This is a genomic window from Arthrobacter sp. Soil764, assembly GCF_001428075.1.
Classification (GTDB): domain Bacteria; phylum Actinomycetota; class Actinomycetes; order Actinomycetales; family Micrococcaceae; genus Arthrobacter.
In genome coordinates this window covers 253320-267707 of record NZ_LMSI01000024.1, presented here as the reverse complement: position 1 = coordinate 267707, position 14388 = coordinate 253320, and the positions used below count along the sequence as shown (strand labels likewise).

Here is a 14388-nt window from a genome sequence, read left to right as displayed (position 1 = left end):
CCCACGCCGGCGCCGGCGAGCATGCCGGCGCCTTTCCCTGCACGGGTGGCGGACTGCTTCGCTTCGGCCTTGGCCAGCTCCACTTCCTGGCGCATCAGGGTGGACAGGTCCCGGGTCACATCCCCCAGCAACTCACCCAGCGACGCGTTGTCCGCTTTCATATGCGCCTCACTCGGCGGCATCTCCGGAATCTGGCTACTCATCACAGACCACCCGTGCCGCGGCGGCCGGTGCCGGAGGTGCCTTCGCTGCCGAACGGCTCGTCGTCGTTGTAGACGCCGTTTTCGGCCCGGTAGGGGTCGTCATCGAACCGAAGCGGGGTCTCCTCGGCGGTACCCGAGGGCAGGGTGCTGGTGGATACCGGAGCGCCGCTGGCTACCGACGGCTCAGCGAAGAGGTCATCGGTTCCGGCTGCGTACACGGTCTCCGGGTGCAGGGGCGCTACGGGCGGTGACTGCACTGCGCGGTGCTGGCCCAAACCCTGTTGGCCTGAAGCCTGGACCTGCCCCTGCGAGTCGGGGGCGCCTGCGGTCAGGCCGCGGGTGAGGCGTCCGGCCAGGACGCCGGCGCCGGCGGCGAGGAGCAGGAACGTTCCGGGCCGGTTGCGGGCAAACCGCTGGACCTCGTTCAGGAGGTCACCGGGCTCCCGGTTCTCCAACCAGGACGCCATGCCGGGCCGGTTGCGGGCAAACCGCTGGACCTCGTTCAGGAGGTCACCGGGCTCCCGGTTCTCCAACCAGGACGCCATGGAGGACGTGCGATCGGCTGCTTGCCGGATCAGGTCGCTGGCCATGCCCTGCTGGTCCGGTGCGCTGGCCATGCTGTGCAGTTGGCTGGAGATGTTGCGGATGCCCTCGGCGGCCTTCTGCTGCTGCGTGCCGGCCTGGCTGGTCAGGCCCGACTTCGCCTGGTGGAGCAGGTCCTGGGCGTTGGCCTTGGCCTCGTGGGCCACGTTCGCGGCCTCGCCCTTGGCCGTCTGGGCTACTCCCTGGGCGGCCGATGCGGCTTCACCGGCAACGTTGGAAGCCTCCTCCTTCGCAGCCTGCGTCTTGGAGGTGTCGGCTGAGGTTCCCGTGTAGGAGGTCTGGCCGGGTACTGCCTCGGTTGCGCCGTATGGATCGACGACGGCCGGGTCGGTTGTGGTGCGCGGAGTCTGGGGCCATTGGTTCTCTGTCATCATCACTCTCTTTCAGAAAGGGTTAGCTGGCGAACAAGAACCAGCAGTGCTGGCAACTTAGTAAGCAAGGTTACTAACTAGATACTAAGCACACTTCTCATTTCGATTGCAAGGGGCAATGTCCTGCTGTTTGAAGTTCGGGGCGCCTGACGCGGGCCCCGGGGCGAGGTGGATAGTAAGCCTACTTGCGAACAGGTTGCTAAGCATGCTTATTGTAGGGGTGTAGCGACGCAGGGTGACCAGCACTTCGCCACCTATAGGAAGGCCGCGGCCGATGACCAGCAATCTCGATCCGGACGCCCGGAGCAGCTACCGCCTTATCACGTTGGCGGCGCGGCTGATCCAGCGGCGCCAGGACGATGCACTGGCCCCCCTTGGCCTCACCCGTGCCGCTGTTATTGCACTGGAAGGCCTGATGGGGGGCCCACTGAACCAGGAACAGCTCGCCGACGCGATCAGGGTCCAAAGCCAGACGCTGGGCAGGGTTCTCACCAGGCTTGAAGCCACCGGACTCATCACCAGGGTGCGCCAGGCTTCGGACCGAAGGCAGCTGAAGGTGGAGCTCACCGATGCTGGCGAAGCCGCCGTCGAAGCCGCACGGAAGGCCGAGGTCAACGCTTACCCGGATGACCCGGACATTGCGTGGAATGTACTCCGCGAGGAGCTGACGAAGTTTGTCCGCGCAGTACCGCCGGGCCGTGATACCGGTGTTGTCCCGTTTGCCCCGCCCGAACACCGGGCGGGGCACGGCCACCGGCCGCAGGCCGGGCGGGCAGGCGGCGCACGGAGCTGGGACCAGCCCCGCCAGAACTGAACTCCTTGCCGGAACTGAGAGTCCGGCCGGAATCATCAGCAGGAAAGGCAGTGGCCGGACCTTTCGGACCGGCCACTGCTTTTACTTAACCCTTGTCTTCCTGCTCTCAGCCCTGGCAGGCATCCTTGAGGGCACGGACGGACTCTGTTGGCACCTGGTCTCCGGCCTCCGCAATCTGGCCCAACGGCGTCGTAATTTCCGCCGGAACCCCTGCTGTCCGTGCCGCCGAGACGAGGCCCGCCAGCGCCTGGCGGTCCTCCACGCTGACCAGGCCGTCCTGTACCACGGCGCAGATCTGCCGGTTGACCTCCTGGGCGGCGGCCGAGGCAACCTTGGAGGCGGCGTCGCTGGCCGCAGTGCCGGCGGCTTCCCCCACGGCGCCGCACCCGGTCAGCATCAACAGGGCGGCGGACAGGGAAGCGGCGGTAACGACGGCGGCGCGGAAGGTCATGCCTCCAGCGTACTGGCGGTGCCTACCGGCGGGCCGGGACGCCCAGGATGCTGTCCAGGAGTGCGTTCCGGAATTTGCCGTCCGGATCATGACGGGCGGCAAAGGAACGGAAGTCGGCGAAGCGCGGGTACAGCTTCTCCCAGTCATGGCTGTCCGGGGTGAAGAGCTTGCCCCAGTGCGGGCGGGCCCCGAAGGGCCGGAGGGCCTCTTCCAGGACCGGGAGGAAGGCTTCCACTTCCGGTTGCAGCGGTTTCCAGGTGAAGTGCAGGGCCACGCTCTGCTGCCGGTGGAAGGGGCTGAGCCAGAACTCGTCGGCGGCGCCGGTGCGGATTTCCGAGACGAAGAGCAGTGGTGCCAGTTGTCCGGCAAGCCCGCGGACTGCCTGGAGGGCGGCGGGGGCGTGCTCCAGGGGAAGGATGAACTCGCTTTGCAGTTCGTCCCCGTTGCTGGGCGTGAATTCGTGCCGGAAGTGCGGCAGCCGGTCCAGCCATGGCCCGGGCTCATCCAGCTGTACTGTGCAGTTCTCGGCGGACATGTCCGGCAGCGGGTGCCGGGGGTTGAGGGCGGCGGTGGCGCCGAACAGGTTGGCGAGCGGCTGCTCTTCATCGAGTGCCTTGAGCCAGACTTGGTTGATCCTGTCGCCGGCGTAGTCAGTAAACAGGCTCACGCTGTAGGCGCTGGATACGATGGTGCTGAAATCGGCCAGGGCGTTGTCCCAGGGGAGATCCTCCAGGACGCGCTGGCGCATCCTGAAGCTGGGGCGCACGGCCAGTTCCAGTCCGGTGACGATGCCCAGGGCGCCGATGCCCACCACGCTGGCGAGGAACTCGTCCCCGTCCGCCTGGGTGAGCGTGACCTGCTCTCCGGAGGCCCGGACCAGGTTGATGGACTCTACGGCGCCGGCAAGTGAAGGGTTGTCTACCCCTGAGCCGTGCGTGCCGGTCTGCACCGCACCGGCCACCGAGATGTGCGGCAGCGAGGCCAGGTTATGGATGGCAACCCCGGACTCCTCCAACGTCCGGCACAATGCCCCGTAGCTCACCCCGCCACTGACGCGGACGGTGCCCTTGGCTGAGTCCAGTTCCACCTGCTGCGGCAGGGCATCGAGGAGGATGTGCACGCCGTCGGTATCACCCACCCGGTTGAAGGAGTGCCGGGAACCCAGGGCCTTGACCCGGGGCGCGGCCGCCACGATGTCCGTCAGTTCCGCGATGGATTCCGGCCGCCGGACATCCGCGGAGGAGTATTCGAGGTTTCCTGCCCAGTTCTTCATCGGTGGCTTTCGCTTGGCGTCGGTTTCCTCCAACTGTCAGCGCTAACAATTGCCCGTGTCAAGAAGCTTCCACGGTGCGGGCGGGGTTGCACCGCCCAGCCAGTGGCCGGGCCGCTCAAGACCGGCGGGGAGCCGGGTGGAAGCGCTGCCGCGTGCCGCGGTGATTTGTGCCTGGGTGAGGAAGAGGGCGCCGGAGAGGTCGGCGTCGTCGAACCTCGCATCCCGCAGGTCGGCGCCCAGCAGGTCCGTCGCCGTCAGGTCCGCGCCCCGGAAATCCGCGGCGATCAGGCACGCGCCACGAAGGTTGGCGCCGCACAGCGGCATACCGCGCAGGTCCGCCCCGGCGAGATCGGCACCGGGCCTCAGGTGGTCCAGGTGCGGGTTGCCACTGAAGTAGCCCGCGCGGACCTCGTCGCTGACCTCGCGCAGTGCGTCGCCTACCTGGACGTGCAGGGATCCGACGTCGGCTGCCAGGACGTCGTCGAGGGGACCCTCTGCAACGTCCCGGACCATGGCCTGCAGGTTGCGCACATCCCCGGCGGTATCCGGGCCATAGGCCTTCGCCTCGGCCTGCCCCAGGAGCCAGAGCATTTCGTGCAACTGGCGCAGGACCTTGAAGGCCGCGAACATGTCCGGCGCGGATTCCGGCTCTTCCCGCCAGCTGATGCCCCGGAACAGGCGCTGGCTGACGGCCTGGCCGGCACCGAAGCAGTCAAAGACCGTGCAGCCCACAAAACCGCGGGGCCGGAGCCGGTCATGGATGGTGCAGGAAAAGTCCGCTGCCAGGTTGGGGCATGGCGTGGCCGGCGGTTTGTCGATGGCGAAGTCGGCCGAGCGGGTGAACCCGAAGGCCGTGCAGCACAATGCAAAGCATTGCGAACAGTCAGGCCGAAGGGCGGCTTGGCCGGAGGAGGGGACGGCGGAAGGAGGGGTGGTGGGTTTCAAGATGGCTCCCGGGGGTGGTTCCGATAGGGGTGCGGGACGGAGGGGAACCCATGGCTGGGTTCCCCTCCGGGACACGCGGAATCACCGTTCCTGCTTGGGATGACGGGAACTGCGGACTGCTGGACATCAAAGGCAATGTATGAGAATCACTGCGTCCAGAGTATCCGCTGCTGCGGGGATCGGTCAGTTGTTTTTGGTATCCCGTGCCGGCGTGGTGCGCGGGGGCGGAACGCGACGGGCCCCCGTGGCCTCAAAGGCCGCCGCCAACCGGAGCAGTTGGGTGTCGCTGTAGGCCCTGCCGGCAATGGTGAGGCCCACCGGCATCCCGAGGTCGGAAGCGATGCCCATCGGAACCGTGACCGTGGGGATGCCGAGGTGGCGCGGAACCAGGTTTCCGTTGGCAACCCAGACCCCGTTGCGCCAGGCGATGTCCGCAGAGCCTTCATTGACGTCCGCGTCCGCAGGCGCCACGTCGGCGGCTGCCGGGAACACCACTGCATCCAGGCCCAGCCGGTCCATCCACTCCTCCAGGTCCACCCCGCGGGTCTCTTCGAGTCCTGCCAAGCCTTCGGGCAGGTGCGGAATATTGGCCAGGACGGGAACCCCGTTGTCGCGGATCCAGGCGGGGTAGTCCGCGATGTCGTCGTCGAACCCGTCGTACCGGTCCGGCAGCGCACCTTCGGGGGCTGGGAAGATGGCGGAACCGTCGACGTCGGCAAGGCGGTTCAGGCCAGGGTCGCCGTTGGCATCAAGGAAGTCATTCCACGCCCAGGCAGACAGGTCCACGATCTCCCGCCGCAGGTATTCCGGTGACACCAGTCCGCGCGTGGCAATGGTCGGCGCACCGGGCCGGTCGCCTTCATAATTGGACACCACCGGGAAATCCACCTCCACCACGTCCGCGCCTGCGGCTTCCAGGTCACGGCGCGCCGCTTTCCAGAGCTCCAGGATGGACGGGCGTGTTTCGATCCGCTGGCCTGTGGGGCCGCCGATGCCGGGTGCCTCCGAGGTCCCGGCGTCCGGGTCCGCGTTGATGTACATCCGGGGGATACCGAAGCACTTACCCGCCAGCACGCCTGCGGCCGCGGAAACGTCCCGCACCGCGAGGTCCATGTACGACGACGGGCGGACAGCGGATGCCTTGGGTACCGGGATCCAGGGCTGGACGCGCCAGAAGTCCCCGCGGGTCTCGCTATCGTCCGCCACCACTACGTCCAGGACCTCCAGCAGGTCGGCCATGGTGCGGGTGTGCGGAACCACCACGTCCATGGTGGGGACAAGTGGCCAGTTGCCGCGGACGGAAATGACGCCGCGGGAGGGGGTGTAGGCGCAGAGCGCATTGTTGGACGCGGGTGCCCGCCCCGAGGACCAGGTTTCCTCTGCGAGTCCGAAAGCGGCGAAACTGGCGGCAGTTGCGGTACCTGAGCCGTTGGACGACCCGGACGCGAAGGCCGCGGTGAGGTAGTGCTCGTTGTAGGGGCTTTCCGCCCGCCCATATACTCCACGCTGCATACCTCCATTGGCCATGGGCGGCATGTTGGTGAGTCCGATCAGGACCGCGCCGCCGGCCCGCAGCCGTTCGATGGTGAAGGCGTCGCGCTGGGCCACCAGGTCCTTGAAGGCCGGTGAGCCGGCGGCGACCGTGAGACCCTGCACCTGGTAGCTGTCTTTAGCCGTGTAGGGGATGCCGTCGAGGGGGCTGAGCGTGAAGCCGGCGGCGCGGCGCCGGTCTGACGCCTGTGCCTCGGTGATGGCGTCCGGGTTCATCACCACCAGCGCGTTCAGGCGTATGCCCGAGGAGTCATACTTCTCGATGCGTTCGAGATAGAGCCGGACCAGTTCCTCGCTGGTCATCTGGCCGGAGTCCAGGGCGGCGCGCAGCTGCGCGATGCCGGCCTCCACAACGTTGAACGTTTCGTTGAGCGGCAGCGGAGCCTGCGTTTCGGCCAGCTTCACAGTGCGCCCCCGTCCTTGGCGGCCGGCTGCTGCTGGGTGATGCAGTGGATGCCGCCACCGAAGGCGAAGATGTCCCGGGCATCCACCAGCTCCACCGTCCTGCCGGGATAGGCACGTTCCAGGATCCCGGCCGCAATGGCGTCGTTGGGATCGTCGAAGCCGCAGAGCACCACCACATCGTTGCCCACGTAGTGGTTGATATAGGACCAGTCCACCCAGCCTTCCTCGTCACGAAGGACTGTGGGGGCCGGAACGTCGATGATGCGCAGCGGCCGGCCCTGGGCGTCCAGTTCGCCGGCGAGGACGGCTTTCAGCTGCAGGTACACGGCGTGGTCGGGGTGTGCGGGATCGTCCTGGCGGTGCAGCAGGATGGTGCCGGTGCCGGCGAAGGCTGCCACGATGTCCACGTGGCCCCGTGTGCCGAACTCGTCGTAGTCCCTGGTCAGTCCGCGCGGAAGCCAGACGGCTTTGGTGGTGCCCAGGGCGCCGTGGACTTCCGCTTCCACCGACTCCTTGGTGGCGCCGGGGTTGCGGCCGGGATCCAGCTGGACTGTCTCGGTCAACAGGACGGTGCCTTCGCCGTCCACATGGAACCCGCCGCCTTCATTGACCAGGGCGCTTGGCCGGACGGGCACTCCGGCGCCCGCGGCCACTGTCCGGGCGACGTGCTGGTCCTTGGCCCAGGCCGCCCACTCCTGCGCGCCCCAGCCATTGAAGATCCAGTCAACGGCAGCCAGTGAGCCGTCCGGCTGGTGCACGAACGTGGGGCCGCTGTCCCTCAGCCACGCGTCATCGAGCGGGAGCTCCATGACGTCGATGCCGCCGCCCAGCCATTCCCTCGCGGCCGTGGCGTCCCTTGGGTCAGCCACCACGGTGACGGGCTCGTACCGGGCGATGGTCTGTGCCACCCTGGTCCAGGCTGCACGTGCGCGGTCAAGGGTGGGGCTCCCGACGGGGCTGAACGTGTCATTGGGTGGCGGGAACGCCATCCAGGTGCGCTGGTGGGCCTCCCACTCTGCGGGCATGCGGGCAGCGGTGCCTGTGGAAACGTGATCAAGGGCGGCGCTGTCCCTGACTGTCGAATAAATGAATGCCATTCATTTATTATGGGTTCGGCGCTGAGCGCGCGCAAGAGTGTTTCGTTTTAAGCCGTGCCCGCCGTGCCCGTGGCCGTCCGGTCCACCGCCGCCAGGATGGCATGCGCCAGTTGGTCCGGTTTAGTGAACTGCGGCCAGTGCCCTGTTGGCAGGTCGACGAATTCCACCTCCCGCACCTTTGCCAGTTCCGCAACGAACGGACTGCCGGCCGCGATCCACTCCCGAAGCATGGCGGACGGGAATTCGCAGGCGATCACGGTGGCGGGCACGTGGTAGCGCCGCTCGTCACGCAGGTGCTGCCTGCCGCAGGCCACGCCGCGGGGCTCGGGAACGGCCCGGGCCCGGAAGGCCTGACGGAGCCCGTCGGTGAGATCCACCAGGTCGGCATCGTCAAAACTCTCCCAAGGCGGCAGCGGCACATCGTCCCCCTCCGCCGGCAGCTCATCGTTGATGACGCCGCCTTCCCCCAGCGGTCCGCTGTCCACGTAGATGGCGCGTTCCACCTTCTCCGGCCGCGCGTCCACCACCCCGTGAATGATGGCACCGCCGCCGGAATGGCCCACCAGGATGGCCTTGGCCGGCAAGCCATCCAGAACCCGCACCACTGCATCGATGTGGTCCTGCAGGCTGATACCCGCACGGCTGACCTCCGACGATTCCTTGCCGGGAAGGGTGAGGGGGTGGGGCCGGTGCCCTGCTGCTTCCAGGGCAGGTGTCACCCCATCCCACGACGAGGCGTCCAACCAGAAACCGGGTACCAGGATGATGTCCATGACCGAACCCTACTCCCCGCCCCCGACACGGACGGGGCTGTCCTATCGCTTCCGCTTCCGGTCCTTGCCTCCCGCCCGGCTCCCGCGCTCGGAGGCCTCGCGCTCTGCCCAGCGTTGTGATTTGCCCGCCGCAACCACTTTCTGCTGCCACTCCCGGTGGTAGGCGCGCTGGGCGGCGACGTCGGATCGGCGTGCCAGTGCCGCCAGTTCCCGCTGCATCTTCACATACGAATGCCAGCGGCGTTCTGCCAGGGCGCCGCTGTGGATCGCTTCGCGGACCGCGCAGCCGGGCTCAGTACCGTGCGCACAGTCAGCGAACCGGCAACCGGCGGCCAGTTCCTCGACGTCGCCGAACATCCCGTCCAGCCCTTCGCCGGCGTCGAACAGCCCAAACCCGCGCACGCCGGGCGTATCCATCAGCACCGTCCCGTTGGACAGCGGCACCAGCTCCCTGGCAGTGGTGGTGTGCTTGCCCTTGAAATCTCCGGACCGCACCTCCCCGGTTTCCTGGACCTGGCGGCCCACCAAGGCATTGATCAACGTGGATTTCCCGGCACCGGACGGCCCCAGGAGCACGATGGTCCCGCCGGTCGGAATCTGCCCCATCAGTTCGTCGATCCCGTCCCCGTTTTCGGCCGACGTGGTGACCACCTCCACACCTGCCGCCTGCAGGATGACTTTCCCGACGACGTCGTCCGCCACCTCCGCCAGGTCTGCCTTGGTGATGATCACCAGGGGAGTGGCGCCGGAATCCCATGCGGCGACGAGGGTGCGTTCCAGCCGGTTGTGAGTGAGGGGCCGGTCCACGGGGACCACCACCCCCACCGTGTCCATGTTCGCGGCCAGGACCTGGGCGGCGGAGGAGTCCTCGAATGCCCGTTTTCGGCTGAGCTCGGAGCGGCGGGGAAGGACGGCCAGGATTTGCCGGTCGCCCGCCCGGTTTGGGCCGATCCAGACCCAGTCACCGGTGACGGCCTGCCCGCCGGACAGGGGGTATGGCAGGTGCAGGAGCGCGTCGTCGACGGCAATGAGCAGCAGGGTGCGGTCCACGCGCACCACCCGCCCGGGTGCAGTTGCCCCCGGGCAGGGGTGCTGATCGAAATAGTGGGCCACGGCGGGCGTGTAGCCGTAAGCGGACGGGCCTCCGCTCGGCAAGGGATGAATGATTGTGGTGCTGTCAGTGTGTTCGTTGGTGGTGTCCAGGGGGTTGCCTGAAGAAGTATGCACTGTGGTTTCCTTGGATATCCCCGGTGCACTGGCGGTTGGACGCGTAGCGTCAGGAAACGCGAATGCAGCCGGGCGGGATGGTTGATGTAGTGGATGCGGGGCGCTCACGGCGCGCGGCAACAGCAGTCATCAAAACCACCTCCATTCCCTCGTGCGGGTTCCGTCCTCCTGCCGGGAAGCGGCAGGGCGGGAACGCGTCCCACTCTAGCGGCCCCCGATGCCGGGGTCCAGAGGGCTACCGGCGGAGTTCCAGCGCCCGTTTCTGTCGTCCAGTAATGGACGAAACGTAGCCGCAGTTGGTGCAGGTGATGCGGAATTTCCGCGACACCGTGAGTACCGGAATGAAGAACAGGGTGAACTTGGTGGCCTGCTCTTCCAGGAGATGGTGGATGAAGGCGCCGCAGTTACTGCAGGTTGCCGCCCGCCCTGGGAGGGCCTTGTGGACGGCCTTGAAACCGAAGAGAAGGAGCATGTCATGCCTTTCGTGGTCCCGTGGTTTACCTGCCAGCCTAGGTGGGTTTGAGGAGTCCCGGCGGGGGTAAGGGGTCTTCTGCACCATGTTGGTGGATGCAATACTTGCGTGAGGCAACATCGGGGCTTTGGGGGGCTACTGGCAGATGGTTCTGGATGCGGCGACCCTCCGCATCGCTTTTGGCCTCATGGCCCTTGTCCTGGTGGTCCTCTTCTACTTTGCCGCCTACCGGTTGACGCGCTCGCCTTACAGCGCTTGGTGGTGCGGCGCCCTGCTGTTCTTCCTCTCCGGGGCAGGCTGCTACCTGCTGGACGGCACAGCCCACCAGGTGTGGGCTAACCCGGTGGGGAACGCCCTGCTGGTGCACGGCGGCGTCGCCGTGTGGGCCGGGGCCCGCTCCCTGCGGACCGTGCGGCCGCCCAAGTGGGCCTTCACCGGCATTCCGCTGGTCACGCTGGTGGCCTCCCTGCTGGACCATCCCGCCACCAATACCTGGTCCGGCGGCCCCGTGTTCCTTGCCGCCATGAGCCTGACCATCGGGTTGGCCTCACGTGAACTATGGCGCCTCGAACCGGGTTATTCACGCGTCCGCATCCCCCTGGCGATGGCTGCCGGAGGGCTCAGCATTTTCTACTTCTTCCGCTGGCTGGCATTCCTGGCGGAAGGCCCCGACGGTCCAGTCTTTGTCACCGTGTTTGGATCCGCCGTCACCACCCTGGTGACCATGGTGCTGCTGGTGGTGGTCTCCTTCAGCATGGCGGCGCTGAGCACCGAACAACAGACCCGCGCCCTGCGCGTGGTGGCCAGCCGGGACGACCTCACGGGGCTCCTGAACCGCAAGGCCTTCCTGGAACTGGCCGCCGAGCAGCTGGCCGACCGTACCATTACCGGCGGGTCAGGAGCCCTGATCCTGGCAGATCTTGACCACTTCAAGACCGTCAACGACACCTACGGCCATGCCGCCGGAGACCTGGCATTGCAGGCTTTCGCTGACGCCTGCGCTGCCACCGTCCGATCCACAGACCTCACCGGGAGGTACGGCGGGGAGGAATTTGTCATCCTGGTGCCGGGGGCAAGTGCCGAACGGGCCGAGACGATTGCCGAGGAAATCAGCAGCCGCATGGCCGGGGCTGACGCGCCGGAGGGCATGCAGATGCCCACCGCGAGCTACGGCATTTCCACCTACGACGGCGGGACCTCCGATGTTGATGAGCTCATCGCCGCGGCGGATTCAGCGCTGTACAGGGCGAAGTCCCTGGGCAGGAACCGCGCCGCCCGCAGCGATGGAGTGCATTAGCTCCCCTGCGACGGACCGCGCGGTTCCGGATGGTTATTTGGCCTGAAGGGCGTCTGCCTGCTCGGCCAGGACGGTCAGCGCCACGCTTTCCGGCCGCTCAACAGTGCTCTGGATGCTCACCGTCATGCCGCTGTTCGCGGCCTTCAGGACAGATTCCATGACCTCCAGGACATGGTAGGCCAGGGCACCGCCCGCGCGGGGTTCCTTGCCCTGGGGAGTGGCGGCCAGGTCCGCGATGCCGAATCCCCGGCCGGAATCGACGTACCCTGCCGAAGCGGGAAGGGTTTCCCAGTCCTCCGCGCCCAGGGAGAACAGCTGGACGTCGCCGTCAAAGTGGTTGGGATCCGGTACCACCAGGGATCCGCGCTCGCCGTGGATCTCGATGTTGGGCGACTTGGACTTCACGGCGTCGAAGCTCATGAAAAGGGTGGAGAGCGCCCCGGAGGCGTGGACCAGGATGCCAGTGACGTGGGAGTCGATGGTGACGGGCACCTTTTCACCCTGCCTCGGCCCGGATCCGATAGTCCGCTCGTTGCGGGTATGGCTGGCTGCGCCCAGCACCGAGACAACGGGGCCCAGCAGCGTCACCAGGGCGGTGACATAGTAGGGGCCCATGTCCAAAAGGGGCCCGCCGCCGGGCTGGTAGTAAAAGTCAGGGTTTGGGTGCCAGCGCTCGTGGCCCGGAGTCACCATGGTGGCCGACGCCGAGATGGGGGCACCGATGAGGCCATCGTCGATGGCTTTGCGGGCCGTCTGGATGCCGGTGCCCAGCACGGTGTCGGGGGCACAGCCGACGACGACGCCTGCCTGGCGTGCTGCGTCCAGCACTTGGCGTGCCTCCGCAGTTGTGGCGGCCAGCGGCTTTTCGCCGTACACGCTCTTGCCCGCCGCAATCGCCTTCAGCGCCACGTCCGCGTGCGCGGCGGGGATGGTCAGGTTCAGGACCAAGTCCACGTCGTTAGCAGCCAGCAGTTCATCCACCGACAGGGCGCGGACGCCCTCGTAGTCATCCGCCACCGCCTGGGCACGTGCCGGATCCAGGTCCGCCACGGCTACCAGCTGGACCTGGTCCAGCCGCCGGAAATTGGTGAGGTACTGCGCGATGATGGCTCCGCAGCCAATGATTCCGACTTTCAACGGCTTGCCCACAGCAGGCCCCTTTCAATGATGGTGCGTACGTTTTGGTCCTGCAGGATTTCCACGCGGTGGCCGGGGGTGGTCACGAAGATCCGGCCCTTGCCCCACTGCCGGGTCCAGATGGCGGGGGAGGTCACTTCACGGTTCCACGGGTCCCATTCGCGGACCTTCTGGGTGGTGGTGGCCAGGACGTCGATGTAGTCGTCGGAGAGGACCCAGTACTGTTCGGTCACCAGGTCGAAGTCCTTGATGCCCTGGGTGATGGGGTGTTCGGCGGCTGCGGGCAGCATGTTGACCGTGTATGGCACATAGTTGTCCGACTGCTCGCCGACGCACTCGTCCGGGTGCTTGCCGGGGTGGCATGCGAACTGTCCGCCGATCAGGTGCAGGTAGTCGGAGGTGTTCCGGTAGGAATCGGCGATTCCACCGTGCCACCCCGCCAGGCCGGTGCCGTTCTCCACGGCTGCCCGCAGTCCGGCGAACTCGTCCTTTTCAATGGTGGACATGGTCATGCACTGCATGATCAGGTCCACGCCGGCCATGTAGGCAGCGTCGGCGTAGACCTTGGGGCTTTCTTCCACCCGGACGTCATAGCCGTTGTCCTTCAGGTAGGGGATGAAGAGCTCGGTGGCCTCGTAGGGCTGGTGGCCGTCCCAGCCGCCCCGGACCACCAGGGCATTCTTGCGTTCGGTCATTGAAGTTTCCTTTGTTTGGCAGCCGGCTCTGCCGGCCGGAACGAGCAGGGGTCAGTGGCTGGCGAAGGCGGCGTCGAAGGCGGCTGCCGGCGGGGCGATCCGGGCCAGTTCCTGGACCATGGCCAGCGCCTGGGGGGCGCCGATGAGGCGGTCCATTCCCGCATCCTCCCATTCGATGCTGGTGGGGCCGTCGTAGCCGATGGCGTTCAGGGTCCGGAAGATCCGGTTCCACTGCACGTCCCCGTGTCCTGCCGTGACGAAGTCCCAGCCCCTCCGTGGATCCGCCCAGGCGAGGTGCGAGCCCAGGCGGCCGTTGCGGCCATCCAGTTGGCGGACGGATTCCTTGACGTGCACGTGGAAGATCTTGTCCGCGAAGTCCTGCAGGAACATCACCGGATCCAGGTCCTGCCAGATGAAGTGGGAGGGGTCGAAGTTCAGGCCGAAGTTCTCCCTGTGGCCGATGGCCTCAAGCGTCCGCTTCGCCGTCCAGTAGTCGTAGGCGATTTCGGAGGGGTGGACCTCGAGTGCGAACCGGACACCCTCTTCGTCGAAGACGTCCAGGATGGGGTTCCACCGGTCCGCGAAGTCCTGGTAGCCGGCGTCGATCATTGCCTGGGAGGCTGGCGGGAACATGGCGACGGCCTTCCAGATGGAGGAACCGGTGAACCCCGTCACGGTCTTGACGCCGAGCCGCGCGGCCGCGCGGGCGGTGTCCTTCATGGCTTCCGCCGCCCGGCGGCGTACTCCTTCAGGTTCGCCGTTGCCCCAGACTTCCGCTGACAGGATGCCCTGGTGGCGTTCGTCGATGGGGTCGTCGCAGACGGCCTGGCCGGTGAGGTGGTTGGCGATGGCGAAGACCTTGAGGTTGTTCTTCTCGAGGATGTCCAGCCGGCCCTGGAGGTAGTTGTCGTCCTCCGCAGCCCGGCGCGGGTCCAGGTGGTCGCCCCAACAGGCGATCTCCAGTCCGTCGAAGCCCCACTCGCCGGCAAGCCGCGCCACTTCCTCAAAGGGGAGGTCGGCCCACTGCCCGGTGAACAGCGTGATTGGTCGTGTCATGTGTATTCCTTGGTTGCT

At 66.9% G+C, this 14388-nt stretch carries 15 protein-coding genes; 2 read left to right on the top strand and 13 right to left on the bottom strand.

The window, feature by feature from the left end; translation table 11 throughout:
- Positions 1-203, bottom strand: a 203-nt coding sequence (locus tag ASG86_RS19005; protein WP_200946294.1) for a phage holin family protein, incomplete at its 3' end; no start/stop codon positions are given.
- Positions 203-1177: a hypothetical protein gene (locus tag ASG86_RS19000; RefSeq protein WP_235565235.1), complete on the bottom strand. Its 975-nt coding sequence runs from the start codon at positions 1175-1177 to the stop codon at positions 203-205. The genes ASG86_RS19005 and ASG86_RS19000, both read right to left, overlap by 1 nt.
- A 274-nt stretch (positions 1178-1451) precedes the next feature.
- On the opposite strand from ASG86_RS19000, the gene ASG86_RS18995 reads away from it, so the two are divergent.
- A complete protein-coding gene (locus ASG86_RS18995; protein ID WP_056338156.1) occupies positions 1452-1991 on the top strand; it encodes a MarR family winged helix-turn-helix transcriptional regulator in 540 nt (179 codons plus the stop codon).
- A gap of 106 nt (positions 1992-2097) precedes the next feature.
- Here the strand turns inward: ASG86_RS18995 and ASG86_RS18990 are convergent, their stop codons facing one another.
- The 8 genes from ASG86_RS18990 to ASG86_RS18955 all read right to left on the bottom strand — a co-directional run bounded on the left by ASG86_RS18990 (position 2098) and on the right by ASG86_RS18955 (position 10185).
- Positions 2098-2442 (bottom strand): hypothetical protein, encoded by a 345-nt coding sequence (locus ASG86_RS18990; RefSeq protein WP_056338152.1) that lies wholly within the window; start codon positions 2440-2442, stop codon positions 2098-2100.
- A gap of 22 nt (positions 2443-2464) precedes the next feature.
- Positions 2465-3715: a D-arabinono-1,4-lactone oxidase gene (locus ASG86_RS18985; RefSeq protein ID WP_056338149.1), complete on the bottom strand. Its 1251-nt coding sequence runs from the start codon at positions 3713-3715 to the stop codon at positions 2465-2467.
- A 42-nt stretch (positions 3716-3757) separates the two neighbouring features.
- On the bottom strand, positions 3758-4660 hold the full coding sequence (locus tag ASG86_RS18980) for a pentapeptide repeat-containing protein (protein ID WP_056338146.1): 903 nt from the start codon (positions 4658-4660) through the stop codon (positions 3758-3760).
- A 183-nt stretch (positions 4661-4843) separates the two neighbouring features.
- A complete protein-coding gene (locus tag ASG86_RS18975; protein WP_200946293.1) occupies positions 4844-6616 on the bottom strand; it encodes an amidase in 1773 nt (590 codons plus the stop codon).
- Entirely contained in the window at positions 6613-7713 is a 1101-nt protein-coding gene (locus ASG86_RS18970) for an agmatine deiminase family protein (RefSeq protein ID WP_056338143.1), read from the bottom strand. Before ASG86_RS18970 ends, ASG86_RS18975 begins: the two co-directional genes overlap by 4 nt.
- A 47-nt stretch (positions 7714-7760) precedes the next feature.
- Complete coding sequence (locus ASG86_RS18965; protein WP_056338140.1) at positions 7761-8486, bottom strand: alpha/beta fold hydrolase; 726 nt, start codon at positions 8484-8486, stop codon at positions 7761-7763.
- Between the two features lie 42 nt (positions 8487-8528).
- Complete coding sequence (gene rsgA, locus ASG86_RS18960; protein WP_056338137.1) at positions 8529-9713, bottom strand: ribosome small subunit-dependent GTPase A; 1185 nt, start codon at positions 9711-9713, stop codon at positions 8529-8531.
- 235 nt (positions 9714-9948) lie between these two features.
- Positions 9949-10185: a zinc-ribbon domain-containing protein gene (locus tag ASG86_RS18955; protein ID WP_056338135.1), complete on the bottom strand. Its 237-nt coding sequence runs from the start codon at positions 10183-10185 to the stop codon at positions 9949-9951.
- Between the two features lie 145 nt (positions 10186-10330).
- Between ASG86_RS18955 and ASG86_RS18950 the strand changes: the two genes are divergently transcribed.
- The gene (locus ASG86_RS18950; RefSeq protein WP_056338132.1) at positions 10331-11482 is read left to right on the top strand and encodes a GGDEF domain-containing protein; all 1152 of its coding nucleotides are present in this window, start codon (positions 10331-10333) and stop codon (positions 11480-11482) included.
- A gap of 33 nt (positions 11483-11515) precedes the next feature.
- Here the strand turns inward: ASG86_RS18950 and ASG86_RS18945 are convergent, their stop codons facing one another.
- From ASG86_RS18945 to ASG86_RS18935, 3 genes are read right to left on the bottom strand one after another with little or no spacing between them, the layout of a single operon-like run.
- Entirely contained in the window at positions 11516-12631 is a 1116-nt protein-coding gene (locus ASG86_RS18945) for a Gfo/Idh/MocA family protein (RefSeq protein ID WP_056338129.1), read from the bottom strand.
- Positions 12616-13314, bottom strand: coding sequence for a ThuA domain-containing protein (locus ASG86_RS18940; RefSeq protein WP_056338125.1), 699 nt, complete (start codon positions 13312-13314; stop codon positions 12616-12618). Before ASG86_RS18940 ends, ASG86_RS18945 begins: the two co-directional genes overlap by 16 nt.
- Before the next feature lie 51 nt (positions 13315-13365).
- A complete protein-coding gene (locus ASG86_RS18935; RefSeq protein WP_056338124.1) occupies positions 13366-14370 on the bottom strand; it encodes a sugar phosphate isomerase/epimerase family protein in 1005 nt (334 codons plus the stop codon).
- Positions 14371-14388: the final 18 nt, after the last annotated feature.